General features: G+C 40.5%; 36 protein-coding genes and 1 pseudogene. 34 read left to right on the top strand and 3 right to left on the bottom strand.

The genetic code is table 11. The features are described 5' to 3' along the window. The 4 genes from ACXYSL_RS03830 to ACXYSL_RS03815 form a co-directional block, all read left to right on the top strand. The coding region (locus ACXYSL_RS03830) for a nucleoside monophosphate kinase (RefSeq protein ID WP_458624004.1) at positions 1-301 on the top strand (301 nt) is incomplete at its 5' end. A gap of 361 nt (positions 302-662) precedes the next feature. Continuing rightward, complete coding sequence (locus ACXYSL_RS03825; RefSeq protein WP_458624003.1) at positions 663-4592, top strand: Cna B-type domain-containing protein; 3930 nt, start codon at positions 663-665, stop codon at positions 4590-4592. Positions 4593-4603: 11 nt separating this feature from the next. Continuing rightward, positions 4604-6061, top strand: coding sequence for a SpaH/EbpB family LPXTG-anchored major pilin (locus ACXYSL_RS03820; RefSeq protein ID WP_049538482.1), 1458 nt, complete (start codon positions 4604-4606; stop codon positions 6059-6061). Between the two features lie 102 nt (positions 6062-6163). Beyond that, on the top strand, positions 6164-7099 hold the full coding sequence (locus ACXYSL_RS03815) for a Cna B-type domain-containing protein (protein WP_235080539.1): 936 nt from the start codon (positions 6164-6166) through the stop codon (positions 7097-7099). 4 nt (positions 7100-7103) lie between these two features. Here the strand turns inward: ACXYSL_RS03815 and ACXYSL_RS03810 are convergent, their stop codons facing one another. Genes ACXYSL_RS03810 through ACXYSL_RS03800 form a run of 3 tightly spaced genes read right to left on the bottom strand, consistent with a single transcriptional unit; the run spans position 7104 to position 9630 of the window. After that, positions 7104-7949 (bottom strand): class C sortase, encoded by an 846-nt coding sequence (locus ACXYSL_RS03810; protein WP_000727545.1) that lies wholly within the window; start codon positions 7947-7949, stop codon positions 7104-7106. Beyond that, positions 7946-8800: a class C sortase gene (locus ACXYSL_RS03805; protein WP_458624002.1), complete on the bottom strand. Its 855-nt coding sequence runs from the start codon at positions 8798-8800 to the stop codon at positions 7946-7948. Before ACXYSL_RS03805 ends, ACXYSL_RS03810 begins: the two co-directional genes overlap by 4 nt. Positions 8801-8811: 11 nt before the next feature. Continuing rightward, on the bottom strand, positions 8812-9630 hold the full coding sequence (locus ACXYSL_RS03800; protein ID WP_000713119.1) for a class C sortase: 819 nt from the start codon (positions 9628-9630) through the stop codon (positions 8812-8814). A 274-nt stretch (positions 9631-9904) separates the two neighbouring features. Here ACXYSL_RS03800 and ACXYSL_RS03795 point away from each other — a divergent pair. From ACXYSL_RS03795 to rplQ, 30 genes and pseudogenes are all read left to right on the top strand, one after another. Continuing rightward, a pseudogene (locus tag ACXYSL_RS03795) lies at positions 9905-10857 on the top strand (IS30 family transposase). A gap of 228 nt (positions 10858-11085) precedes the next feature. Beyond that, entirely contained in the window at positions 11086-11394 is a 309-nt protein-coding gene (rpsJ, locus tag ACXYSL_RS03790; protein ID WP_003009585.1) for a 30S ribosomal protein S10, read from the top strand. Positions 11395-11610: 216 nt separating this feature from the next. Continuing rightward, the gene (rplC, locus tag ACXYSL_RS03785) at positions 11611-12237 is read left to right on the top strand and encodes a 50S ribosomal protein L3 (RefSeq protein ID WP_000160197.1); all 627 of its coding nucleotides are present in this window, start codon (positions 11611-11613) and stop codon (positions 12235-12237) included. A 24-nt stretch (positions 12238-12261) separates the two neighbouring features. After that, a complete protein-coding gene (gene rplD, locus ACXYSL_RS03780) occupies positions 12262-12885 on the top strand; it encodes a 50S ribosomal protein L4 (RefSeq protein ID WP_000024550.1) in 624 nt (207 codons plus the stop codon). Next, the gene (locus tag ACXYSL_RS03775) at positions 12885-13181 is read left to right on the top strand and encodes a 50S ribosomal protein L23 (protein WP_001055347.1); all 297 of its coding nucleotides are present in this window, start codon (positions 12885-12887) and stop codon (positions 13179-13181) included. The genes rplD and ACXYSL_RS03775 overlap by 1 nt, the downstream gene beginning before the upstream one ends. A gap of 17 nt (positions 13182-13198) precedes the next feature. Next, positions 13199-14032 carry a 50S ribosomal protein L2 gene (gene rplB / locus ACXYSL_RS03770; protein WP_000512905.1) on the top strand — a complete coding sequence of 278 codons (834 nt, stop codon included), beginning with the start codon at positions 13199-13201 and terminating at the stop codon, positions 14030-14032. A gap of 103 nt (positions 14033-14135) precedes the next feature. Further along, positions 14136-14417, top strand: a complete 282-nt coding sequence (rpsS, locus tag ACXYSL_RS03765) for a 30S ribosomal protein S19 (RefSeq protein ID WP_000533766.1) — start codon at positions 14136-14138, stop codon at positions 14415-14417. An 11-nt stretch (positions 14418-14428) separates the two neighbouring features. Further along, on the top strand, positions 14429-14773 hold the full coding sequence (rplV, locus tag ACXYSL_RS03760) for a 50S ribosomal protein L22 (protein WP_000818137.1): 345 nt from the start codon (positions 14429-14431) through the stop codon (positions 14771-14773). Positions 14774-14785: 12 nt separating this feature from the next. After that, on the top strand, positions 14786-15439 hold the full coding sequence (gene rpsC, locus ACXYSL_RS03755) for a 30S ribosomal protein S3 (protein WP_000529936.1): 654 nt from the start codon (positions 14786-14788) through the stop codon (positions 15437-15439). Positions 15440-15442: 3 nt separating this feature from the next. Further along, positions 15443-15856: a 50S ribosomal protein L16 gene (gene rplP, locus ACXYSL_RS03750; protein WP_000960947.1), complete on the top strand. Its 414-nt coding sequence runs from the start codon at positions 15443-15445 to the stop codon at positions 15854-15856. 9 nt (positions 15857-15865) lie between these two features. After that, positions 15866-16072, top strand: coding sequence for a 50S ribosomal protein L29 (gene rpmC, locus ACXYSL_RS03745; protein WP_000772918.1), 207 nt, complete (start codon positions 15866-15868; stop codon positions 16070-16072). A gap of 24 nt (positions 16073-16096) precedes the next feature. Then, positions 16097-16357 carry a 30S ribosomal protein S17 gene (rpsQ, locus tag ACXYSL_RS03740; protein ID WP_000440801.1) on the top strand — a complete coding sequence of 87 codons (261 nt, stop codon included), beginning with the start codon at positions 16097-16099 and terminating at the stop codon, positions 16355-16357. A gap of 25 nt (positions 16358-16382) precedes the next feature. After that, positions 16383-16751, top strand: coding sequence for a 50S ribosomal protein L14 (rplN, locus tag ACXYSL_RS03735; RefSeq protein ID WP_000616547.1), 369 nt, complete (start codon positions 16383-16385; stop codon positions 16749-16751). 77 nt (positions 16752-16828) lie between these two features. Continuing rightward, the gene (gene rplX, locus ACXYSL_RS03730) at positions 16829-17134 is read left to right on the top strand and encodes a 50S ribosomal protein L24 (protein ID WP_000497691.1); all 306 of its coding nucleotides are present in this window, start codon (positions 16829-16831) and stop codon (positions 17132-17134) included. A gap of 23 nt (positions 17135-17157) precedes the next feature. Then, positions 17158-17700 (top strand): 50S ribosomal protein L5, encoded by a 543-nt coding sequence (gene rplE, locus ACXYSL_RS03725; protein ID WP_000013542.1) that lies wholly within the window; start codon positions 17158-17160, stop codon positions 17698-17700. A 17-nt stretch (positions 17701-17717) separates the two neighbouring features. Continuing rightward, a complete protein-coding gene (locus tag ACXYSL_RS03720; protein WP_001085697.1) occupies positions 17718-17903 on the top strand; it encodes a type Z 30S ribosomal protein S14 in 186 nt (61 codons plus the stop codon). Between the two features lie 284 nt (positions 17904-18187). Beyond that, a complete protein-coding gene (gene rpsH, locus ACXYSL_RS03715) occupies positions 18188-18586 on the top strand; it encodes a 30S ribosomal protein S8 (RefSeq protein ID WP_000245504.1) in 399 nt (132 codons plus the stop codon). A 300-nt stretch (positions 18587-18886) separates the two neighbouring features. Continuing rightward, a complete protein-coding gene (gene rplF / locus ACXYSL_RS03710; RefSeq protein WP_000086642.1) occupies positions 18887-19423 on the top strand; it encodes a 50S ribosomal protein L6 in 537 nt (178 codons plus the stop codon). A gap of 83 nt (positions 19424-19506) precedes the next feature. After that, positions 19507-19863, top strand: a complete 357-nt coding sequence (gene rplR, locus ACXYSL_RS03705; RefSeq protein ID WP_000624044.1) for a 50S ribosomal protein L18 — start codon at positions 19507-19509, stop codon at positions 19861-19863. Positions 19864-19880: 17 nt separating this feature from the next. Beyond that, on the top strand, positions 19881-20375 hold the full coding sequence (gene rpsE / locus ACXYSL_RS03700) for a 30S ribosomal protein S5 (RefSeq protein ID WP_000874197.1): 495 nt from the start codon (positions 19881-19883) through the stop codon (positions 20373-20375). 13 nt (positions 20376-20388) lie between these two features. Next, positions 20389-20571, top strand: a complete 183-nt coding sequence (rpmD, locus tag ACXYSL_RS03695) for a 50S ribosomal protein L30 (protein WP_000057241.1) — start codon at positions 20389-20391, stop codon at positions 20569-20571. A 145-nt stretch (positions 20572-20716) separates the two neighbouring features. Beyond that, positions 20717-21157: a 50S ribosomal protein L15 gene (gene rplO, locus ACXYSL_RS03690; RefSeq protein WP_000766094.1), complete on the top strand. Its 441-nt coding sequence runs from the start codon at positions 20717-20719 to the stop codon at positions 21155-21157. Between the two features lie 12 nt (positions 21158-21169). Beyond that, a complete protein-coding gene (gene secY, locus ACXYSL_RS03685; RefSeq protein WP_458624001.1) occupies positions 21170-22480 on the top strand; it encodes a preprotein translocase subunit SecY in 1311 nt (436 codons plus the stop codon). A 145-nt stretch (positions 22481-22625) separates the two neighbouring features. Further along, positions 22626-23264, top strand: coding sequence for an adenylate kinase (locus ACXYSL_RS03680; protein ID WP_458624000.1), 639 nt, complete (start codon positions 22626-22628; stop codon positions 23262-23264). Between the two features lie 116 nt (positions 23265-23380). Continuing rightward, on the top strand, positions 23381-23599 hold the full coding sequence (gene infA, locus ACXYSL_RS03675; RefSeq protein ID WP_001029883.1) for a translation initiation factor IF-1: 219 nt from the start codon (positions 23381-23383) through the stop codon (positions 23597-23599). Positions 23600-23623: 24 nt separating this feature from the next. Further along, entirely contained in the window at positions 23624-23740 is a 117-nt protein-coding gene (gene rpmJ, locus ACXYSL_RS03670) for a 50S ribosomal protein L36 (RefSeq protein WP_001808836.1), read from the top strand. A 17-nt stretch (positions 23741-23757) separates the two neighbouring features. Then, a complete protein-coding gene (rpsM, locus tag ACXYSL_RS03665) occupies positions 23758-24123 on the top strand; it encodes a 30S ribosomal protein S13 (RefSeq protein ID WP_000090781.1) in 366 nt (121 codons plus the stop codon). Between the two features lie 17 nt (positions 24124-24140). Beyond that, positions 24141-24524, top strand: a complete 384-nt coding sequence (rpsK, locus tag ACXYSL_RS03660; RefSeq protein WP_001118385.1) for a 30S ribosomal protein S11 — start codon at positions 24141-24143, stop codon at positions 24522-24524. 42 nt (positions 24525-24566) lie between these two features. Continuing rightward, the gene (locus tag ACXYSL_RS03655; protein WP_268720031.1) at positions 24567-25502 is read left to right on the top strand and encodes a DNA-directed RNA polymerase subunit alpha; all 936 of its coding nucleotides are present in this window, start codon (positions 24567-24569) and stop codon (positions 25500-25502) included. A gap of 11 nt (positions 25503-25513) precedes the next feature. Beyond that, entirely contained in the window at positions 25514-25900 is a 387-nt protein-coding gene (gene rplQ, locus ACXYSL_RS03650; protein WP_000331493.1) for a 50S ribosomal protein L17, read from the top strand. Positions 25901-26144: the final 244 nt, after the last annotated feature.

Below are 26144 nucleotides of genomic sequence, written 5' to 3'. Positions count from 1 at the left end.
CATCGAAGTGAACCCAGATTGTCTCTTGGAACGTTTGAGTGGCCGTATCATTCACCGCGAAACAGGTGAAACCTTCCACAAAGTTTTCAACCCACCAGTTGACTACAAAGAAGAGGATTACTACCAACGTGAAGATGATAAACCTGAGACAGTTAAGCGTCGTTTGGATGTGAATATTGCACAAGGTGAACCAATCATTGCTTACTACCGTGCCAAAGGTTTAGTTCATGATATCGAAGGAAATCAAGATATCAATGATGTGTTCAAAGACATCGAAAAAGTATTGACAAATTTGAAATAAAAGGCTTGCAATATTTGACATTTTTGACTTGTCTTAATTAAATAAATGTGCTAAAATGCAGTTAGAGTTATATTTATCAAAATTTCACACTTGTATAAGTATGTAACACAACCAATAATTGAAAGTGTCCAGTGTGTAAGAAAGCGTTAACTTGTTTCAGCTAACAAACACCATGAGGGACTCTCTTTTGTTGGGATTTTCTTTTGGGCTTCGTTAAATCAAGGTCCTAGAGGGAATAGCATAACTTCCATACAGAAATGAATTTCATAAAGTGGCTCTTTTTGGAATAGGTCAATATATATATGTGTGTATGTATTGAATTTCATCCGGAAGGTGAAATAATTTTAGAAAAGGAGAGGCAATGAAGAAAAAAGGCAGTCTATTTTTAGTTCTAATTCTGCTTATGAACACAATTTTACAAGGAGTGAGTGGTACTTCTCTTGCCTTCGCACAAGACCAGACCAGCCCGTCTTCTGCTCTAGTGAGTAACCCTGCTGAAACTGCCAAAAAAGAAAACTCGGGAAGTTCTAGTAGTGAAACTCAGAAAAGCACTGTCAATAAGAGTCAGGAAACCTCTAGTAGTTCTGGTCAAGAAAGTAGCAATTCAACGAGTCAAACAACTCCAGCTGCGACTACATCAGAGGAAGATGATGACAAATTGCCACCGGGACCTCCTCCTACGCCGACGGCAATAGTTCCAACTGTCACGATAAAGCCAAATGCAAGGACAGCTTATCGTACAGATGAACAGATTACCACTTATGTGGATATTGATGGAACTAGTTTAACCTCAGACATAGAAGAACCTTATCTAGATATTGAAATGCCAACCACTCTGTATCCGGGCGGTAAGGTGCTAAACACAGATGCTTATCTAGATAACTTTACGGTTCCGACCGAAGGTATCACTCTAATCAAAAGTGCAGAAAAAGTAGTGGAAAATGGGAAGACGATTTATCGTATTCGTTTCAATTCCATTACATCAACAACCAAGATTAGCATACCTTATGTTTTTAGCTTTACAAACGGGTTAGTTCCAAAAGACTATAAGCTACAACCAAAGGTTACTCTTAAGGATAAGAATGGTGGAGTTCTATACACAGGAAATGATCAGGAGTATACTCCAACTTATCCAAATATGAACCTAACAAAGGTAGTTGCTACTAGTAGCGAAGATGGTCAGCTTCTCTACGGAGGGACAGCTAAGACAGGAGATCCGACTAGGATTTCTGAAACCGGTGCAGAGCCTATACCGTTCAGTTTCACCTATCAAGTACAGGCAAATTCAGGTCAGCAGCGAATGATGAAAAAAGTCGTCATCAAGGATACGCTACCGACTTATACGAATAGTCAGGGTCAAACGGTTACTGCTAAATTTGATCCAGCCCTTAATCCTGGCTGGACCTACGATAGTAGCACTGGCACAGTGACCTATACAAAGGAATTCCTAGAAAGTGAATTTGATACGGACTTCCGTCACAATATTGATGTCAGCAAGGCTATGTTGTACCTATCTTTTCCTGATGCTAAGTATAAAGACGGCAACAACAAACCTACTTTTACAAATAAGGCAGAAATCACAGCTACTCCTTTCAATCCATCAGCAAATGAAGAGTATAAAACTAGTGACGATATAACTTTTAACCTCATTGCAGATGATTTCAGCGGTACAGGGATTCTTACCAAGAGGACAGAACACCAGACGGTGCAACACGATGTAGCTGGACTTTACGCACAGCGACTAGACTATACAGTCAAGGTAGAAAACAAGCTATCAAAACCACTTAAAGAAATTGTGCTGACTGAAGATGCTAGCAAGTTTGACTCAAGACTTTATTTGACTAGTGTTAGTTCTTTCTTTGAAAGGGGTCCAACAGGGGATGTTCCTATCAATAATGACAAGATAGAAATCCGTGCCTATAAGAGTGATGGTAATTATGATACTTTTACGCCAGGACAGCAGATTAATGAAGAAGCACAAAATGAGCTAAATGCTGCGGCTGAAAAGATCCGAAACGGAGAATTAACAGAAGCGGACGCACCGGCTGTTACTCCAAAGTATACAAAAATAACTATTCACTTTATTAACGGATATGAATTACCAGTTGGAAAGTACATTGATGGTTTCGTCTATATGGCTTTTAAAGACCCTTATCATGTTCCTTATTCTGCTGCAAAGGATATAAAAAATGTGGTCGGTCTTGAAGCGAAAGTGAAAAACTCTCAAAATCAGGATGTTCCAATTAATATATCCGATGAATGGAGCAAACAGTTTGTACCATTTGTTGAAAAGATTGGTCTATCAAAGTCTACAGGTGGACAAACTTCAGGTATTGAGGGAGAATCACTTTTCTTCCTCTTAGGGTTACAACTTGAACACCTTTCCAAAGCCCGCTACTTAAAGAATCCAACTCTTGTTGATCTTCTTCCTAAAGGGGTTAGTATTGCACCAGGTGTAGACAAAACAAAAGCGGAAGATATGCTCGAAGCAATTGGGCTAGCAAATCTGGACATGATTGATAAATTTTCAGTTATTGAAAACTACAATGGTAGTGGTCGGACAGCGATCAAAATCAAATTAAAATCAGGTCTGGTAAAAGACTTAAATAATGGAACAGGTTATGCTTTCAAACTAAAGGGATTAAAAATCAATAGTGACATTATCCCTAGTAAGGCAGAGACCCCAACTTTCAATAATACGAATGAACTTTATTTCTACCAAGACAATGGTCAACCGTTCCCAGATGCCATTCATTCCGATTCAAATCAGATTGTGGATGACGAAAGAGACATCAACATGAACGGCGACACTACGGACAAGGTCGTAAAGGCAACTTCAAAGGTTATAGGGAATGTAACAGAAAGTCTGCAGAGTGTTAAGATGATCCGTAGTACAGAGCCACTGGTTGAAGGTGGGCCTCAATATTATGGTCGAGACTTCAGTAAAGACGGTATTGAAACAGAGTACGGTGGGTTAACTTCCACTTCGGGTCACTTCCAATATGACCTGCAAGTGCGAAATTACTACGATAGTGATCTGACAAGAGTAGAAATCTACGATGTTCTTCCTCATGTTGGAGACAGCGATCGAACGACAGCGGGTGGCGCCGAATCTGCCTTTTCAAACACCTTGACCGGCCCGATCACTGTGAAAGTCGGTGATGAAGATAAGACGGCAGGTTTTGATATTTACTATCGAACGGATAAATATCCATCCATGAATGCTGCCACAGAGGTAAATAGTTCACATTGGACAAAGAATCCAGGCGACTATAAAGATGTAACAGCAATCAGGATTGTTTCTAAACCAACAACGGTCATTCATAAGTACACCATTTTGCATGCAATCCTGGATATGAAAGCTCCGGCTTATGACAAGGATCATAATATTGGTGGCAAGACGGCTGTTAATACTTTCCAAGTAAAATACAATACCGAACCAAAATTTGGTGAATCCAATGTAGTTACCAACAAAGTCAACAAGCGAATTACCATTCCGGTTGAGAAGAAGTGGCGTGACTCTGAAACAACACATTCTAAAATAACGGCACAGCTTTACGCCACTTGGAAGGAAGACGGTGTTGCAAAAGAAGAGCTTAAGGAAGAAAAAGAGCTCTCTGACAGTAATAACTGGAAAGACACCTTTAGTCCGCTACCAGATGAGGAATCTGCTGCGAAACTATTACAAAAAGCCGCAGCGGAGAAGAAAATCACCGACTTTAAGTACGTGGTCAGAGAAAAGGAGATTCCACCTGAATACGATGCCACTTATAGCGGTGACGCTCAAAGTGGATTTGTCATCACCAACACGAGGTATCCGTCAATTAAGATCCAGAAACTCTGGTATGACAAGGACGGCAATCCGATTGCGAATGACCAGCTACCGAAGAAACTAGAGGTTAAGTTGTATCGGACAACGGACGGACAAACTCAAAATGGAGAGCTTGTTGAGACAATTCAGTTGGAACGAAATGCGACAGCTCCATATCTATGGGAAGCTACAAAACGCTATCCACCTAAGGATAAGACCACCGGTAAGTACTACACTTACTATATCGAAGAGGTTGTTCCAAAGTATTATTTGGAAATCAGTGATGCGTCTGAAAAGAAAGTAACCTTTACGGATGCAAATATCGGAGAAACAGCAACCTTGACGGTGAAGAACAAGGTGAACCCGACTTATCCAAACACAGGTGGCTCAGGTATCCTACCATATATTTTGATGGGAACTTTAACATTAACATTGGCAGTAATTTTACATTATATGCAAAAAAATAGAAAGGCTTTTTAGGAGGCAAAACAATGAAAAACGTAAAACGATATTTCCTCTCGTTCTTAGCAGCTCTTAGTATCGTGCTTTTAGCATTTGGAGCAGTTAAAGCTTTTGCGCAAGACAACGCACCTGGCGAAAACGATACCTACGATGTTGTTTTGACAAAGGTTAAACTGTCAGACTTGACAGGTTGGCCAAAACAAACTGGTGTAAACAATGAAGATTACACTGGTCAAAAATTGAATGTGACAGACTATTTTGGTTCTGGAGCTAAAACATTGGCAAATGTTTGGTTTGATGTCTACAAAGACACTCCAACAGGTACTCCTGTAGCTGGAGCAGCAACAGGAGCTGATGGTACTGTTACATTTACTGGTCTCAAAGCTGGTAAATACTATATCGTTGAAAACAAAGCAAAATCAACACTTACTTCAGATGAACAATTGGCTAACTCAGCTGCTGTTCCTGTGGAAATCAATCTTCCAGTCTTTAAGGCTACAGGTGGATGGTACACAACTGGTACTGACGCTGTTCATGTTTATCCCAAAAATACCGTTGACAAACCAAGTATTGACAAAGTAGTTAGCGAAGACGCTAAACACGATACTGCTCTTGTTGGTGAAACAAAGACCTTCAAGGTCACTTCTACAATGCCAGAAGGTATTAAAGACTATAAAGTTTTAAAATTCACCGATAAGTTCTCAGCAGGTCTGACTTACACAGGCAACCTTGTTGTTAAAAATGGTGGCACTGTTGTAAATCCTTCTAACTATTCAACTACTGGTACAGCTGCAGTTGGTACAAAAGGAGCAGCAATTAGCATTGCTTTCAATGAAGATTACATCAAAACATTAAATCCAAAAGATGTTATCACTATTACTTATGACGCAGTCATCAATGAAGAAGCAGTTATGGGTGCAGCCAACCCCAATGATGTTAAGTTGACTTATGGTACTAACCCAGATTCAACAAAAGAAGTTAAACCTAATGAAACTCCAGAACTCCACACTGGTGGTGCTAAGTTTGAAAAAATTGACAAAGCGACATCAGCTAAACTTGCAGGGGCTAAGTTTGTTGTTACAAATGAAGCTGGTGACAAGTATTTGAAACAAACAGCTGCATCAGGAACAACTCCTGCTAAAAATGAGTGGGTTGCTAATAAAGCAGATGCAACTGTCTTCACTTCAGCAGCTGATGGTACTTTTGAAGTTAAGGGGCTTCCTTATGGTGTAAAAGGAAATGACAACGCCACTGGTGAAACTAAGTACAAATTGGTCGAAGTTGAAGCACCAACAGGTTACGCTTTGTTGCAACAACCAGTTGAGTTCACTATCTCATCAACAACTTACACAGGTGGAATTAACCAAGTTAACAACAACAAGGTAACAATTCCACAAACGGGTGGTATCGGTTCTGCTCTCGTGATTGCAGCGGGTGTCTTGGTTGTCGGTTTAGGTTTCATTGCGAAACGTCGTTCAGCTAAGTAATAAAATGAAGAAGTAAGGACAATCCTTACCTCTTCACTAGGGTATTTAAAAGAGTTGAATATCCTAGTGAAGAGTGCAAGTGCTATGTTTTAGGAGGATACTATGACAAGAAAAAGAATATTGAGCAGTCTGCTATCCATACTTACGGCCATTGTTATTTTGGTAGCTTTGCGGCCATTTACAACCGTCTCATCTCAGGAAAATCAAGCCTCGTCAGATGCAACCTACGATATTGTGTTAACCTTGGTTAAGTTAAAAGATTTGAATGGTTGGCCCAAAGGTGGAGGAAAAGATAGTTATTCTGGACAACCTTTAGACATTGAGAATTATTTTGGTAGTGAGGCCTCAACCATTGATGGCGTTGCCTTTGATATTCATAAGGATAAGGCGGATGGAGAGCTTGTTCAAACAAAGATAACTGAAAATGGTGGTCGTCTCATCTTTAGCGCTTTGAAGGCAGGTAAGTACTATATTGTTGTCAATAAAGAAAAATCAAAGTTATCAGGAAATCAGATGTTGGGTGATGCGACACCAGTTCCATTAGAAGTGGAATTGCCTGTGACAAAACCTGATGGCAGCTATTTCACGGTAGGAAATGACGCCGTTCATGTCTATCCCAAGCAGGTTTTAAAACAGAGAGAAGACAAGACCAGCTTTAAAGTTCGGAAAGAATGGAAAGGTAAAAAGCTAAACAGTATCACTGTTCATCTTAAACAAAATGGGAAAGTCATTGATGAAATTGAGCTGAATGACAGCAACAACTGGGAACATACCTTTATGAATTTAGAAAAAACAGATGCGGCAGGGAAAGATTACACCTACACAGCTGAAGAAGATGTTCCTAACGGCTATACAGCAACTTATCAAAACATGGCAGATAAAACTGGCACGGTGATTACCAATACACTGGTGCCACCGACATCACCAAGAACACCGATTATCAAAACGGGAACCTTAGCCATTTATTGGTTTTTAGGATTTGCCGTTGTCTTAATCGGGATAGGATATAAGCTTTATAAAAGCGAGAAAAAACACTGATGAATCAGTGTTTTTTTATGATATTCCATAGCCGTTTGCTGAAAAAGAGAAAGATTGCTGTTCCGACAATCACAATCAAATAAGGGGCAAGCCTTTGTAATTTGAAACCAAGTTTAATATGTTGGTTGCTAACAAAGGGAATCAAGGGATTAGTAGATACATTTTGCTTTTTTTCACTATCTGAAACAACTCTTTTTGCATTGACAAGGAGCCGTTTGTCATATCTTGGTTCGTTCATACAGGTCATGAGCGTAACCATGTCTTCATTTTCGATTGGTTTAAGTTTTTCGCCTTCGTATTCATCAATGATCTCGCTATCGGTCACTTCGTATTCTAGATTTTTTCCAAGAATATCGAAATAAATTTTATCTCCTTTTTTGAGAGAGGGGAGAAAGTAGAAAGACACGTCATTATAATTAATTCTATGTCCTGCGATAATCGGTCGTTGCCCTTTTATACCCAGAGGAGCAGATGTTCCGACGAGAGTCGCTACGCCCTTTAGGAGCTTATCATAGTCAGCGTCAAGATAGAGGTCGAAATGCTGTCCTAAAGCAGGAATGGTCATGCGTCCAGCGACTTGATTGGTATCTAGCAGATCTGAGTAGGGCGTTTTTTGCTTGGCGTCGGTCTCTTTTTTTGTTAGGAAAATATCTTGGATAGCTCCGGTGACAGTGGTTTGTTCTAAGGCTGTTCGTAGTTTTTGGAATGTTTCCTCGCTGGTCTGCTGATAGGTGCGCTGAGCATTGGATTGCCAAATGTCCTCTTTAATCATAGATAAAAAAGGAAAGAGGAAGAGCGCAATTCCAATTAACAGGAGGCTCAGCCCAAGTAATTGTTTTTTCTTTTTCATGAAAGTGATGTTTCTTTTCCTTTCTTTCTTAACATTTTAAAGAGTAGATAGCCTAAGAGTAGGAGGATGAGTCCGGTAGCAAGAAGGATAAACCATTTGTATTGGGCAAAAAAGTCAATCTTTGTTTTTTTCTCCTTTTCAGCTTCGTGGAAAGGTATGCGTTTGCCTTGAACGAGTAGGCGATGAGAATTGATCATATAAGGTGTGCAAGTCAAAAGAGTGGCACGATCTTCGTCTTCTTTAACCAGTATTGGTTTGAAATCGGTAGGCTCAACGGTTAAAATCTTATCTACCTGATAAGCCAAGGTTTCCTTGATATTGGTGATGTAAAAGACATCTCCGACCTTTACCTTATCCAAGTCGGTGAAAAGTCTGGCTGTGGGAAGTCCTCTGTGGGCGGTGATGACCGTATGGGTGCTAACTCCACCGACGGGTAGGCTGGTTCCTTCTAAGTGGCCTGCTCCGTTTTGCAAGACATTCTCAGATGACCCTGCCCGGATGGGAATTTTTTGATTGATAGAAGGGATAGTGACATAACCAATTTTTTCTTGCAGTTGCAACATGCGAGCATATTCAGCTACACCTTCCTCTTTTTTTCTGCTTGAGAAAGGGTCTCCTATTTTTTCTGGGGACAAGGTGCTATTATAGGCTTTGGCGAGTTCAATACGATTTTCAACATCTTGGTCAACTAATTTACCTTTCTCGTCATCAAATTGCTTTGTCTCTTGCATAGTCACATATTGGTAATAAATCTGACTGACAAAGGGATAACAGATCATCATGCACCCCAGAATGGTAAGTATCTTATAGGTTAGTCGCAGCCGTTTTTGGTTTTTCTTTTTTCTTGACATGATAGCTCTTTCTATGCTTTTTTCGATTTCCACTTATTCCAAGCCAAAATAATGAAAATGAGAAATAGAATTGCGAAAACGACTAGATAAAGCGGTGGAATAGAAATATGACTAATCGGATTTTTTACTTTTTCTTCACTTGGTTTGTAAGGGATCCGGTGGCCCCGTACAAGTAAACGGTGCGAATTGATCATATAAGGAGTACAGGTCAGCAAAGTCACGTAGTCTTTATCAGGTACAATATTTAGAGAGTCAAACTGGGTCGGCTCGATCACCGTTATGGAATCAACCTCGTAAGCAAGTGTTTCAGCGATGTTTTGAATGAAAAACTTATCACCCACCTTCATTTTATCCAAGTCGGTAAAAAGACGATTGTTGGGCAAGCCCGTGTGGGCAGTTAGAACAGTGTGAGTATTCTGCCCGCCAATCGGCAAACTGGTTCCTTCGAGATGTCCCACCCCTTTTTGTAAGACTTCTTCACTTGAACCGGCATATATTGGTAAATCAACATCAATTTTAGGAATGGAAATTCTGCCTATTTTTTCATGGACAGTTAGCATTCGAGCATATTCTGCCTGCCCTTTGGCATTTTCTTCTTTGGTATAGGGATCCGTTACTGTCAAATTTTGCAAAGAACGATTGTAGGCAGTAGCTAGCTTTATCCGTTCCGTCACATCTTCAGAAGTTAATTTTTGTGCAGACGAGTCAAAGTCCTTAACCTCTTGTTTGGTCTGGTAATTGTAATAAATTTGGCTAATAACAGGGTAACTGATGATGAGGATACCGGCTATAATCGTTAAGTTTGTCAATAAATTAAAAAATTTTTTCATTATATTCCTTTGATGTTAGCAGTTATTTTTGTCACTGGTAAGATTATTATATTTTTATCTACTTAACCATTATATCATAAATAGCGGTTCTATTTGCTGATTCGTTACTAAAAAAATCCCAGCTGAAAGTTCTATAATGAAGTTAGCCACCTAGCCTTCCTAAAAATGAGCTGGTTCAACCAGTCAATGTTGTCAAATGAAAGATCATTTAGGCATAAGAAAACATCTCTGTGTTATACTTGTTGTTCACCACAAACACAAGAAAGGCACAGAGATGCAAATCAATTATACTACAAAAGCTAAACACTTGACAATCCATAGTCGTCGCTTAATCGAACGATGGAAATTAGAAGGGAAATAAAATAGAGAAGTGGCCTCTCTACTTGGAAAAGCTCCTCAGACCATCCACAATGAAATCAAGCGTGGTACAGTCCTGCAATGTCTAGGAAAAGGACGATTCAAAAAGAGTTATTCTGCCGACTATGCTCAAATGGTTTATGAAACCAATCGCAAGCGCTCCGTGAAGAAATCAATCTTGACCAAAGAATTAAAACAAAAGATTCTCCACTATCATAACCAAAAGTTGTCTCCTGAAATGATGGTCAAGGCTAAGAGCATTACAGTGGGAATTTCAACCATCTACTACTGGATTCATCATGGAAAGTTGGGATTGACCAAACAGAACCTTCTTTATCCTAGAAAAGGAAAAACTGTCAAGAAACAGGCTAGCCCCAACTTTAAACCTGCTGGTCAATCCATCGAACAGCGTCCCAAGGCTATCAATCTTCGCTTGGAGAATGGACATTATGAGATTGATACGGTCCTACTTACAAGAGCGAAAAACTACTGCCTACTGGTCTTGACGGATCGAAGAAGCAGACATCAAATTATCCGATTGATTCCCAATAAAAGCGCTGAGTCCGTCAATATGGCTCTAAAACTCATCTTAAGACAACATCACATTCTTTCCATCACGGCAGATAATGGATCTGAATTCAACCGCTTGTCTGATGTGTTTTCTAAGGAACATATCTACTATGCACATCCCTATGCCTCTTGGGAAAGGGGAACCAATGAGAATCACAACAGGCTCATTCGTAGATGGTTACCTAAAGGAACTAAGAAAACGACTCCTAAAGAAGTCGCCGTCATCGAAAATGGATCAACAACTATCCTAAAAAATGCTTGGACTACAAGTCTCCCAGAGAATTTTTGATTGCTGGGTAACTTGAACTTGAAATTTAGCAATTACTTATTTTGGGGGAAAAGTTAAAAAATCTTCCCAAATCCCTTGCAATCGCAGGGGCTTTGTGTTATTCTATTATAGTGCTGTAAATTACAGCCTTAGCTTTGATGCAAGAGGTTGCGACACGCTCGGTTGCATTGCCACGCAACGCGCGTCGGTTTTCTTGTGGAGCTAGCCTATTATCTTAAATAGACGAAAAGGAGAAAAAGATGGCAAACAAAAAAATCCGTATCCGTTTGAAAGCTTACGAACACCGTACGCTTGACACAGCGGCTGCAAAAATCGTAGAATCAGCTACTCGTACAGGTGCACAAGTTGCAGGTCCAATCCCACTTCCAACTGAACGTAGCCTCTACACAATCATTCGTGCGACTCACAAATACAAAGACTCTCGCGAACAATTTGAAATGCGTACACACAAACGTTTGATCGATATCATCAACCCAACTCAAAAAACAGTTGATGCTTTGATGAAATTGGATCTTCCAAGTGGTGTAAACGTAGAAATCAAACTTTAATCTAAAATATAAAAGAGCAGAAGCTAGTGTATCAATTTAATTGAACACGGGCTAAACTCGGTGTGAAAAAGACAAACTTCCTAGTGTCTGTTAGGCACTGCGTCAGTTTCCTATTTTCGCTTTGAGTTTGACGCCCTTTGCATCTTAGACTTGAGCATGAAAAACGCTCGTTAAAAACTTTTTGAATAAAAAATATAGAAAAGGAACTATTTTCTCATGACAAAAGGAATCTTAGGGAAAAAAGTGGGAATGACTCAAATCTTCACCGAAGCTGGCGAATTGATCCCTGTAACAGTTATTGAAGCAACTCCAAACGTTGTTCTTCAAGTTAAAACTGTAGAAACAGACGGATACAACGCTATTCAAGTTGGTTTTGATGACAAACGCGAAGTATTGAGCAACAAACCTGCTAAAGGACATGTAGCGAAAGCTAACACGGCTCCTAAGCGCTTCATTCGTGAATTCAAAAACGTTGAAGGCTTGGAAGTTGGTGCTGAAATCACAGTTGAAACATTCGCAGCTGGAGACGTTGTTGACGTAACTGGTACTTCTAAAGGTAAAGGTTTCCAAGGTGTTATCAAACGCCATGGACAATCACGTGGACCAATGGCTCACGGTTCTCGTTACCACCGTCGTCCAGGTTCTATGGGACCTGTTGCACCTAACCGCGTGTTCAAAGGTAAAAACCTTGCAGGACGTATGGGTGGCGATCGCGTAACAATTCAAAACCTTGAAGTTGTACAAGTTGTTCCAGAAAAGAACGTTATCCTTATCAAAGGTAACGTACCAGGTGCTAAGAAATCTCTTATCACTATCAAGTCAGCAGTTAAAGCTGGTAAATAATAAGGAAAGGGGAATACAGTCAAAATGGCAAATGTAACATTATTCGACCAAACTGGTAAACAAGCTGGCGAAGTTGTTCTTAACGATGCAATCTTTGGTATTGAACCAAACCAATCTGTTGTGTTTGATGTGATCATCAGCCAACGTGCTAGCCTTCGTCAAGGAACTCACGCGGTTAAAAACCGCTCAGCTGTTTCAGGTGGCGGACGCAAACCATGGCGTCAAAAAGGAACTGGACGTGCTCGTCAAGGTTCTATCCGCTCTCCGCAATGGCGTGGTGGTGGAACTGTCTTCGGACCAACTCCACGTAGCTATGCGTACAAACTTCCTCAAAAAGTTCGTCGCCTTGCGCTTAAATCTGTTTACTCAGAAAAAGTTGCTGAAAACAAATTTGTAGCCGTTGATTCTCTTGAATTTACAGCTCCAAAAACTGCTGAATTTGCAAAAGTTCTTGCAGCTTTGAGCATCGATTCTAAAGTCCTTGTTATTCTTGAAGAAGGAAACGAATTCGCAGCTCTTTCAGCTCGTAACCTTCCAAACGTGAAAGTTGCGACTGCTACAACTGCAAGTGTTCTTGACATCGCAAATAGTGACAAACTTCTTGTTACTCAAGCAGCTATCTCTAAAATCGAGGAGGTTCTTGCATAATGAATTTGTATGATGTTATCAAAAAACCTGTTATCACTGAAAGCTCAATGGCTCAACTTGAAGCAGGAAAGTATGTATTTGAAGTTGACACTCGTGCACACAAACTTTTGATCAAGCAAGCTGTTGAAGCTGCTTTTGAAGGTGTTAAAGTTGCAAATGTTAACACAATCAACGTAAAACCAAAAGCTAAACGTGTTGGACGTTACACTGGTTTTACTAACAAAACTAAAAAAGCTATCATCACTCTTACAGCTGATTCAAAAGCAATCGAGTTGTTTGCTGCTGAAGCTGAATAATCTAAGGAGGAAATATCGTGGGAATTCGTGTTTATAAACCAACAACAAACGGTCGCCGTAATATGACTTCTTTGGATTTCGCTGAAATCACAACAAGCACTCCTGAAAAATCATTGCTTGTTGCTTTGAAGAACAAGGCTGGTCGTAACAACAACGGTCGTATCACTGTTCGTCACCAAGGTGGTGGGCACAAACGTTTCTACCGTTTAGTTGACTTCAAACGTAACAAAGACAACGTTGAAGCAGTTGTTAAAACAATCGAGTACGATCCAAACCGTTCTGCAAACATCGCTCTTGTACACTACACTGACGGTGTGAAAGCATACATCATCGCTCCAAAAGGTCTTGAAGTTGGTCAACGTATCGTTTCAGGTCCTGAAGCAGATATCAAAGTCGGAAACGCTCTTCCACTTGCTAACATCCCAGTTGGTACTTTGATCCACAACATCGAGTTGAAACCAGGCCGTGGTGGAGAATTGGTCCGTGCAGCTGGAGCTTCTGCTCAAGTATTGGGTCAAGAAGGTAAATACGTTCTTGTTCGTCTTCAATCTGGCGAAGTTCGTATGATTCTTGGAACTTGTCGTGCTACAGTTGGTGTTGTTGGAAACGAACAACATGGACTTGTAAACCTTGGTAAAGCAGGACGTAGTCGTTGGAAAGGTATCCGCCCAACAGTTCGTGGTTCTGTAATGAACCCTAACGATCACCCACACGGTGGTGGTGAAGGTAAAGCACCAGTTGGTCGTAAAGCACCATCTACTCCATGGGGCAAACCTGCTCTTGGTCTTAAAACTCGTAACAAGAAAGCGAAATCTGACAAACTTATCGTTCGTCGTCGCAACGAGAAATAATAGTAAACTAGTCGCTTAAGCAACTAGGAAATCCGCCAGCTCGGTAGCGCTCCATGTGAGCGCAAGCCGCTGTGGTACAATATTTAAAGGAGAAAACATAAAAATGGGACGCAGTCTTAAAAAAGGACCTTTCGTCGATGAGCATTTGATGAAAAAAGTTGAAGCTCAAGCTAACGACGAAAAGAAAAAAGTTATCAAAACTTGGTCACGTCGTTCAACGATCTTCCCAAGTTTCATTGGTTACACTATTGCAGTTTATGACGGACGTAAACACGTACCTGTTTACATCCAAGAAGACATGGTAGGTCACAAACTTGGTGAATTCGCACCAACTCGCACTTACAAAGGTCACGCTGCAGACGACAAGAAAACACGTAGAAAATAAGGAGAACATAAATGGCAGAAATTACTTCAGCTAAAGCAATGGCTCGTACAGTACGTGTTTCACCTCGTAAATCACGTCTTGTTCTTGACAATATTCGTGGTAAAAGCGTAGCCGACGCTATTGCAATCTTGACATTCACTCCAAACAAAGCTGCTGAAATCATCTTGAAAGTTTTGAATTCAGCTGTAGCTAACGCTGAAAACAACTTTGGTTTGGATAAAGCTAACTTGGTAGTATCTGAAGCATTCGCAAACGAAGGACCAACTATGAAACGTTTCCGTCCACGTGCGAAAGGTTCAGCTTCACCAATCAACAAACGTACAGCTCACATCACTGTAGCTGTTGCAGAAAAATAAGGAGGTAACATCGTGGGTCAAAAAGTACATCCAATTGGTATGCGTGTCGGCATCATCCGTGATTGGGATGCCAAATGGTATGCTGAAAAAGAATACGCGGATTACCTTCATGAAGATCTTGCAATCCGTAAATTCGTTCAAAAAGAACTTGCTGACGCAGCAGTTTCAACTATCGAAATCGAACGCGCAGTGAACAAAGTTAACGTTTCACTTCACACTGCTAAACCAGGTATGGTTATCGGTAAAGGTGGCGCTAACGTTGATGCACTCCGTGCAAAACTTAACAAATTGACTGGAAAACAAGTACACATCAACATCATCGAAATCAAACAACCTGATTTGGATGCTCACCTTGTAGGTGAAGGCATTGCTCGTCAATTGGAGCAACGTGTTGCTTTCCGTCGTGCACAAAAACAAGCAATCCAACGCGCAATGCGTGCAGGAGCTAAAGGAATCAAAACTCAAGTATCAGGTCGTTTGAACGGTGCAGATATTGCCCGTGCTGAAGGATACTCAGAAGGAACTGTTCCGCTCCACACACTTCGCGCAGATATCGATTACGCTTGGGAAGAAGCGGATACTACATACGGTAAACTTGGTGTTAAAGTATGGATCTACCGTGGTGAAGTTCTTCCAGCTCGTAAAAACACTAAAGGAGGTAAATAACCAATGTTAGTACCTAAACGTGTTAAACACCGTCGTGAATTCCGCGGAAAAATGCGCGGTGAAGCAAAAGGTGGAAAAGAAGTAGCATTCGGTGAATACGGTCTTCAAGCTACAACTAGCCACTGGATTACTAACCGCCAAATCGAAGCTGCTCGTATCGCCATGACTCGTTACATGAAACGTGGTGGTAAAGTTTGGATTAAAATCTTCCCACATAAATCATACACTGCTAAAGCTATCGGTGTGCGTATGGGATCTGGTAAAGGGGCACCTGAAGGTTGGGTTGCACCAGTTAAACGCGGTAAAGTGATGTTCGAAATCGCTGGTGTATCTGAAGAGATTGCACGTGAAGCGCTTCGTCTTGCTAGCCACAAATTGCCAGTTAAAACTAAATTCGTAAAACGTGAAGCAGAATAAGGAGAAGGCATGAAACTTAATGAAGTAAAAGAATTTGTTAAAGAACTTCGTGGTCTTTCTCAAGAAGAACTCGCGAAGCGCGAAAACGAATTGAAAAAAGAATTGTTTGAACTTCGTTTCCAAGCTGCTACTGGTCAATTGGAACAAACAGCTCGCTTAAAAGAAGTTAAAAAACAAATCGCTCGTATCAAAACAGTTCAATCTGAAGCGAAATAATAGACTAGGGAAGGAGAAATTTCAATGGAACGCAATAATCGTAAAGTTCTTGTTGGACGTGTTGTATCTGACAAAATGGACAAGACAATCACAGTTGTAGTTGAAACAAAACGTAACCACCCAGTCTATGGTAAACGTATTAACTACTCTAAGAAATACAAAGCACATGATGAAAACAATGTTGCCAAAGAAGGCGATATCGTACGTATCATGGAAACTCGCCCGCTTTCAGCTACAAAACGTTTCCGTCTTGTAGAAGTTGTTGAAGAAGCGGTTATCATCTAATCAAGCCTGAAAGGAGAAAACTGAAATGATTCAAACAGAAACTCGTTTGAAAGTCGCAGACAACAGCGGTGCACGCGAAATCTTGACTATCAAAGTTCTTGGTGGTTCTAAACGTAAATTTGCGAACATTGGTGATGTCATTGTGGCATCTGTAAAACAAGCTACTCCTGGTGGTGCGGTTAAAAAAGGTGACGTTGTAAAAGCTGTTATCGTTCGTACTAAATCAGGTGCTCGTCGCGCTGATGGTTCATACATCAAGTTTGACGAAAATGCAGCTGTTATCATCCGTGATGACAAAACTCCTCGCGGAACACGTATCTTTGGCCCGGTTGCACGTGAATTACGTGAAGGTGGCTTCATGAAGATCGTGTCACTTGCTCCAGAAGTACTTTAATTTTTAGAAACAAACTAGTCCCCTAGCTTCAAGCTAGGGTGCCCTTGTGGGCGTAAGAAAAATCAAGGAGAAACCTAATGTTTGTAAAAAAAGGCGACAAAGTTCGCGTAATCGCTGGTAAAGATAAGGGAACAGAAGCTGTTGTCCTTACTGCCCTTCCAAAAGTAAACAAAGTTATCGTTGAAGGTGTTAACATCGTTAAGAAACACCAACGTCCAACTAACGAGCTTCCTCAAGGTGGTATCATCGAGAAAGAAGCAGCTATTCACGTATCAAACGTTCAAGTATTGGACAAAAATGGTGTAGCTGGTCGTGTTGGTTACAAATTTGTAGACGGTAAAAAAGTTCGCTACAACAAAAAATCAGGCGAAGTGCTTGATTAATCACGAAGGAAAGGAGAAGTATAATGGCAAATCGTTTAAAAGAAAAATATCTTAATGAAGTAGTTCCTGCTTTGACAGAACAATTTAACTACTCATCAGTGATGGCTGTACCTAAAGTAGATAAGATCGTTTTGAACATGGGTGTTGGTGAAGCTGTATCAAACGCTAAAAGCCTTGAAAAAGCTGCTGAAGAATTGGCACTTATCTCAGGTCAAAAACCACTTATCACTAAAGCTAAAAAATCAATCGCCGGCTTCCGTCTTCGTGAAGGTGTAGCGATCGGTGCAAAAGTTACCCTTCGTGGTGAACGTATGTATGAATTCTTGGATAAATTGGTTTCAGTTTCACTTCCACGTGTGCGTGACTTCCATGGTGTTCCAACAAAATCATTTGATGGACGCGGAAACTACACTCTTGGTGTGAAAGAACAATTGATTTTCCCAGAAATCAACTTTGATGACGTTGACAAAACTCGTGGTCTTGACATCGTTATCGTAACAACTGCTAACACTGACGAAGAGTCACGTGCATTGCTTACAGGCCTTGGAATGCCTTTTGCAAAATAATATAGGAGGTAAATCTAATGGCTAAAAAATCAATGATTGCTAAGAACAAACGTCCAGCGAAGTTCTCTACCCAAGCTTATACTCGTTGTGAAAAATGTGGTCGTCCACATTCAGTTTACCGCAAATTTAAACTTTGCCGTGTTTGCTTCCGTGAATTAGCTTACAAAGGACAAATTCCTGGTGTAACAAAAGCATCTTGGTAATTTAAGATATCAAGGGCGTCAAAACTCCAGGTGAAAATAGGAAACTTGACGAAGAAACTGAAGTTTCTAGGAAAGTTTATCTTTTTCACGCAGAGTTTAGCCCGGGTTCAGTTGGGCTTGCCAATTTGAACACGAGCTACAGCTTTGGCAAAAAAGACCAATTTGCTTTGGAGCATCGCTCCTGCATCAAATTGCCTATTTTTGCTCTTGCTGTTACGCTCTTTGTATCATGTGTTAACTAGCAAGTGCAACTTGCAAACTACTAGTAAGAGGAGAAAAACAAAATGGTTATGACTGACCCAATCGCAGACTTCCTAACTCGTATTCGTAACGCTAACCAAGCGAAACACGAAGTACTTGAAGTACCTGCATCAAACATCAAAAAAGGGATTGCTGAAATCCTTAAACGCGAAGGTTTTGTAAAAAACGTTGAAATCATCGAAGATGACAAACAAGGCATCATCCGTGTATTCCTTAAATACGGACCAAACGGTGAAAAAGTTATCACTAACTTGAAACGCGTTTCTAAACCAGGACTTCGTGTCTACAAAAAACGTGAAGATCTTCCAAAAGTACTTAACGGACTTGGAATTGCTATCCTTTCAACTTCTGAAGGTTTGCTTACTGATAAAGAAGCACGCCAAAAGAATGTTGGTGGGGAAGTTATCGCTTACGTTTGGTAATTGATGATGTGAGAGCGTTAAAAGAATGCTGTGAAAATAGAAAGTTTGTAGCAGGAGCGATGCTCTAAGACAAACTTATCTTTTTCACCAAATTCTTAGCTCGAACTCAAATCAGATACAAAGCTCGTAAAGAATAAAGCAAAATTAGGAAGTCGGAGAAGTTTGTTTACAAACAAGCCAACTTATTTATTTTGCACAGTTCTTAGAGCGAGTTCAATTTAGCTATTGAACTCAATGAGTATCTTTAACCCCGTGAAAACTGGCCATTTAGGCCTGACAATTTAACAGGAGAAAATAAACATGTCACGTATTGGTAATAAAGTTATCGTGTTGCCTGCTGGTGTTGAAGTCACTAACAATGACAACGTAGTAACTGTAAAAGGACCTAAAGGAGAACTTACTCGTAAGTTCTCAAAAGATATTGAAATTCGCGTGGAAGGTACTGAAGTAACTCTTCACCGTCCAAACGATTCAAAAGAAATGAAAACTATCCACGGAACTACTCGTGCCCTTTTGAACAACATGGTAATTGGTGTATCAGAAGGATTCAAGAAAGAACTTGAAATGCGTGGGGTTGGTTACCGTGCACAACTTCAAGGATCAAAACTTGTTTTGGCTGTTGGTAAATCTCATCCAGATGAAGTTGAAGCTCCAGAAGGGATTACTTTTGAACTTCCAAACCCAACAACAATCGTTGTTAGCGGAATTTCAAAAGAAGTGGTTGGTCAAACAGCTGCTTACGTACGTAGCCTTCGTTCACCAGAACCTTACAAAGGTAAAGGTATTCGTTACGTTGGAGAGTACGTTCGTCTTAAAGAAGGTAAAACAGGTAAATAATGTTGAGTGGTTGATTTTCAACCACCAACCTATTTTCCAACTTTGTGCATAGCACGCGATTTAAAACTAAAGAGGTGAAAACTGTGATTTCTAAACCAGATAAAAACAAACTCCGTCAAAAACGTCACCGTCGCGTTCGCGGAAAACTCTCTGGAACTGCTGATCGCCCACGTTTGAACGTATTCCGTTCTAATACAGGCATCTACGCTCAAGTGATTGATGACGTAGCGGGTGTAACGCTCGCAAGTGCTTCAACTCTTGACAAAGAAGTTTCAAAAGGAACTAAAACTGAACAAGCCGTTGCTGTCGGTAAACTCGTTGCAGAACGTGCAAACGCTAAAGGTATTTCAGAAGTGGTGTTCGACCGCGGTGGATATCTATATCACGGACGTGTGAAAGCTTTGGCTGATGCAGCTCGTGAAAACGGATTGAAATTCTAATAGGAGGACACTAGAAAATGGCATTTAAAGACAATGCAGTTGAATTTGAAGAACGCGTAGTTGCTGTCAACCGTGTTACAAAAGTTGTTAAAGGTGGACGTCGTCTTCGTTTCGCAGCTCTTGTTGTTGTTGGTGACCGCAATGGTCGCGTAGGATTTGGTACTGGTAAAGCTCAAGAAGTTCCAGAAGCAATCCGTAAAGCAGTAGATGATGCTAAGAAAAACTTGATTGAAGTACCTATGGTTGGAACAACAATTCCTCACGAAGTTCTTTCAGAATTCGGTGGAGCTAAAGTATTGTTGAAACCTGCTGTAGAAGGTTCTGGAGTTGCCGCTGGTGGTGCAGTTCGTGCCGTTGTGGAATTGGCAGGTGTGGCAGATATTACGTCTAAATCACTTGGCTCTAACACTCCAATCAACATTGTTCGCGCAACTGTTGAAGGTTTGAAACAATTGAAACGCGCTGAAGAAGTTGCTGCCCTTCGTGGTATCTCAGTTTCTGATTTGGCATAAGAAAGGGGATAAAATGGCTCAAATTAAAATTACTTTGACTAAGTCTCCAATCGGACGCATTCCATCACAACGTAAAACTGTTGTAGCACTTGGACTTGGCAAATTGAACAGCTCTGTTATCAAAGAAGACAACGCTGCTATCCGTGGTATGATCACTGCAGTATCTCACTTGGTAACAGTTGAAGAAGTAAACTAATGAATCTTTAGGGGATGTGGAAATACTCATCCCCTAAAACTAGATATAGTCATCTAAGATGACGAATGTATAGGCGAGTTGATAAGGGAGACAACCTTTTCTCTCTTATCGGCGCTAGCATTTTACAAAAGAGGAGAAAACAATAATGAAACTTCATGAATTGAAACCTGCAGAAGGTTCTCGTAAAGTACGTAACCGTGTTGGTCGTGGTACTTCATCTGGTAATGGTAAAACATCTGGACGCGGTCAAAAAGGTCAAAAAGCTCGTAGCGGTGGCGGAGTTCGCCTTGGTTTTGAAGGCGGACAAACTCCATTGTTCCGTCGTATGCCAAAACGTGGATTCACTAACATCAACGCTAAAGAATACGCAATTGTAAACCTTGACCAATTGAACGTCTTTGAAGACGGTGCAGAAGTAACTCCAGTTGTGCTTATCGAAGCAGGAATTGTGAAAGCTGAAAAATCAGGAGTTAAAATTCTTGGTAACGGTGAGTTGACTAAGAAATTGACTGTGAAAGCAGCTAAATTCTCTAAATCAGCTGAGGAAGCTATCACTGCTAAAGGTGGTTCTGTAGAAGTCATCTAAGAGAGGTGACCCATGTTTTTTAAATTACTAAAAGAAGCGCTCAAGGTTAAACAAGTTCGATCAAAAATTCTCTTTACGATTTTTATCGTTCTTGTTTTCCGTATTGGGACAAGTATAACAGTTCCAGGTGTGAATGCAAAAAGTTTGGAAGCTCTTAGTGGTTTATCTTTTTTGAACATGCTTAGTCTTGTTTCAGGGAATGCCATGAAGAACTTCTCCGTTTTCGCACTCGGGGTAAGTCCGTATATCACTGCTTCAATCGTTGTTCAATTGCTACAAATGGATATTTTACCGAAGTTTGTAGAATGGGGCAAACAAGGGGAAGTAGGACGGAGAAAACTAAACCAGGCTACTCGTTATATTGCACTTGTGCTTGCATTTGTTCAATCTATCGGGATCACAGCAGGGTTTAATACTCTATCTGGAGCAAAATTATTAACGACAGCCTTAACTCCACAGGTTTTTGTTACCATTGGTATTATCCTCACAGCAGGTAGTATGATTGTAACTTGGCTCGGGGAACAAATTACAGATAAGGGATACGGAAACGGTGTTTCCATGATCATCTTTGCAGGTATTGTCGCTTCAATTCCTGAGATGATTAAAGGCATCTATGTTGACTACTTCGTCAATATTCCAAGTAGCCGTTTGACTTCATCTATTATCTTTGTCGTTATTTTGATTATCGCTGTCTTGTTGATTGTATACTTCACAACCTATGTTCAACAGGCAGAATATAAAATTCCAATCCAATATACAAAAGTTGCTCAAGGAGCCCCATCAAGTTCATACCTTCCATTGAAGGTGAACCCGGCGGGGGTTATCCCAGTTATCTTTGCAAGTTCCATTACAGCAGCACCTGCAGCCATTCTTCAGTTTTTGAGTGCTACAGGTCACGATTGGGCATGGGTACGGACAGCACAGGAAATGTTATCTACAACATCTCCGACAGGTGTTGCCATGTATGCCTTGCTCATCATTCTCTTTACATTCTTCTATACATTTGTACAGATCAATCCAGAGAAAGCAGCAGAAAACTTGCAAAAGAGTGGAGCCTACATTCATGGTGTCCGTCCTGGTAAGGGTACTGAAGAGTTCATGTCGAAACTTCTTCGTCGCCTTGCGACTGTCGGATCAATCTTCCTTGGTGTGATTTCAATCTTGCCGATTGTGGCAAAAGATGTCTTTGGTCTTTCAGAAGCTGTTGCTTTTGGGGGAACTAGTCTTTTGATCATTATCTCAACCGGTATTGAAGGAATCAAACAGCTAGAAGGTTACCTATTGAAACGTAAGTATGTTGGTTTCATGGACAAAACAGAATAAAAGCAAGATTACTTTTGCTTAGAGAGTGGAGTATGAAGGTCTATCTATCAGAGAGATTTTCGTCTCCCCTCTTCTATTTTGTTTTTAAATAGGGGTTGAATGAGATTTCTGCTTCTATTTAAATACAAAATAAGGAGATCCTATCATGAATCTTTTGATTATGGGCTTACCTGGAGCAGGTAAGGGAACGCAAGCAGCTAAAATTGTGGAGCAATTCCACGTGGCACACATTTCAACTGGAGATATGTTCCGTGCTGCTATGGCAAATCAAACTGAAATGGGTGTACTTGCGAAGTCATATATTGACAAAGGTGAGTTGGTTCCAGATGAAGTTACAAATGGAATTGTTAAAGAACGCCTTTCACAGGACGACATTAAGGAAACAGGTTTCTTGTTGGATGGTTACCCACGTACGATTGAACAAGCTCATGCCTTGGATAAAACGTTGGCGGAACTCGGTATCGAACTGGAAGGTGTGATCAACATCGAAGTGAACCCAGATTGTCTCTTGGAACGTTTGAGTGGCCGTATCATTCACCGCGAAACAGGTGAAACCTTCCACAAAGTTTTCAACCCACCAGTTGACTACAAAGAAGAGGATTACTACCAACGTGAAGATGATAAACCTGAGACAGTTAAGCGTCGTTTGGATGTGAATATTGCACAAGGTGAACCAATCATTGCTTACTACCGTGCCAAAGGTTTAGTTCATGATATCGAAGGAAATCAAGATATCAATGATGTGTTCAAAGACATCGAAAAAGTATTGACAAATTTGAAATAAAGCGTTTTTCGTACTTGCAAAAAATTGCGACAAATGTTATACTAAAATAGTCTGACTTATAATTGTTGCCTCTGTGTCTTGAGGCATCGAATCGAAATTTATGGAGGTGCTTTTGCGTGGCAAAAGACGATGTGATTGAAGTTGAAGGCAAAGTAGTCGATACAATGCCGAACGCAATGTTTACGGTTGAACTTGAAAATGGACATCAGATTTTAGCAACAGTTTCTGGTAAAATTCGTAAAAACTATATTCGTATTTTAGCGGGAGATCGTGTTACTGTCGAGATGAGTCCATATGACTTGACACGTGGACGTATCACTTACCGCTTTAAATAATCGAAAAACTTGGAGGGATAAGAAATGAAAGTAAGACCATCGGTCAAACCAATTTGCGAATACTGTAAAGTAATTCGTCGTAATGGTCGTGTTATGGTAATTTGCCCAGCAAATCCAAAACACAAACAACGTCAAGGATAAGATAGAAAGGAGAAAACATGGCTCGTATTGCTGGAGTTGACATTCCAAATGACAAACGCGTAGTAATCTCATTGACTTACGTTTATGGTATCGGACTTGCAACATCTAAGAAAATTTTGGCTGCTGCTGGAATCTCAGAAGATGTTCGTGTACGTGACCTTACATCAGATCAAGAAGATGCTATCCGTCGTGAAGTGGATGCAATCAAAGTTGAAGGTGACCTTCGTCGTGAAGTAAACTTGAACATCAAACGTTTGATGGAAATCGGTTCTTACCGTGGTATTCGTCACCGTCGTGGACTTCCTGTCCGTGGACAAAACACTAAAAACAACGCTCGCACTCGTAAAGGTAAAGCTGTTGCGATTGCTGGTAAGAAAAAATAATATAGGAGGTAAAAGTCTTGGCTAAACCAACACGTAAACGTCGTGTGAAAAAGAATATCGAATCTGGTATTGCTCATATTCACGCTACATTTAATAACACTATTGTTATGATTACTGATGTGCATGGTAATGCAATTGCTTGGTCATCAGCTGGTGCTCTTGGTTTCAAAGGTTCTCGTAAATCTACACCATTCGCTGCTCAAATGGCTTCTGAAGCTGCTGCTAAATCTGCACAAGAACACGGTCTTAAATCAGTTGAAGTTACTGTAAAAGGTCCAGGTTCTGGTCGTGAGTCAGCTATTCGTGCGCTTGCTGCCGCTGGTCTTGAAGTAACAGCAATTCGTGATGTGACTCCAGTGCCACACAATGGTGCTCGTCCTCCAAAACGTCGCCGTGTATAATCATCGCATTACACTGCTTTTCGTTTAAGAGGGAGTAACTAAATGATTGAGTTTGAAAAACCAAATATAACAAAAATTGATGAAAATAAAGATTATGGCAAGTTTGTAATCGAACCACTTGAACGTGGCTACGGTACAACTCTTGGTAACTCTCTTCGTCGTGTACTACTAGCTTCTCTACCAGGGGCAGCTGTGACATCTATCAACATTGATGGTGTGTTACATGAGTTTGACACAGTTCCAGGTGTTCGTGAAGACGTGATGCAAATCATTCTGAACATTAAAGGAATTGCAGTGAAATCATACGTTGAAGACGAAAAAATCATTGAGCTTGACGTTGAAGGTCCTGCTGAAATTACAGCTGGAGATATTTTGACTGACAGTGATATTGAGATTGTAAATCCAGATCATTATCTCTTTACAATCGGTGAAGGTTCTTCTCTGAAGGCGACAATGACTGTTAACAGTGGTCGTGGATATGTGCCTGCTGATGAAAACAAAAAAGATAATGCGCCAGTTGGAACACTTGCTGTAGATTCTATTTATACACCAGTTACAAAAGTCAACTATCAAGTTGAACCTGCTCGTGTAGGTAGTAACGATGGTTTTGACAAATTAACCCTTGAAATCTTGACAAATGGAACAATTATTCCAGAAGATGCTTTAGGGCTTTCAGCACGTATCTTGACAGAACATCTTGATTTGTTTACAAATCTTACAGAGATTGCTAAATCTGCAGAAGTGATGAAAGAAGCTGATACTGAATCGGACGACCGTGTTTTGGATCGTACGATTGAGGAACTGGACTTGTCTGTGCGTTCATACAACTGTTTGAAACGTGCCGGTATCAATACTGTGCATGATTTGACAGAAAAATCTGAAGCAGAGATGATGAAAGTACGAAATCTTGGACGCAAGAGTTTGGAAGAAGTGAAACTCAAACTCATTGACTTGGGTCTTGGATTAAAAGATAAATAAAGGAGGAATATATGGCTTACCGTAAACTAGGACGCACTAGCTCACAACGTAAAGCAATGCTTCGCGATTTGACAACTGACCTTTTGATCAACGAATCAATCGTGACAACTGAAGCTCGTGCTAAAGAAATCCGTAAAACTGTTGAAAAAATGATTACTCTAGGTAAACGTGGTGATTTGCATGCACGTCGTCAAGCAGCTGCTTTCGTACGTAATGAAATCGCATCTGAAAACTATGATGAAGCAACTGATAAGTACACTTCTACTACAGCACTTCAAAAATTGTTCTCAGAAATCGCACCTCGTTATGCTGAACGTAACGGTGGATACACTCGTATCCTTAAAACTGAACCACGTCGTGGGGATGCTGCGCCAATGGCGATCATCGAATTAGTATAAAATCATCAATTTTGTTGAGTGTTATGATGATGGAGTCTTGTGCTCTTAGTCTAGCTCTGGTCTACCGCTGGGACTTCGGTCCTAGCGGGAACACTCATCATCATTTGATAGGGTAGACGCTTGTTTACGAAATTGTTTTTTTGTTTAAGAACAACTTCGTAAGCAGGCGTTTTTTAGTATTTTTTTCGGAAATATGCTATACTAAGGAAAAAGAAAATCAAAAACGTTCAGGTTTTCAAATAAT

Source organism: Streptococcus sp. V913, assembly GCF_054353455.1.
This window is presented reverse-complemented; position numbering and strand designations above follow the sequence as displayed.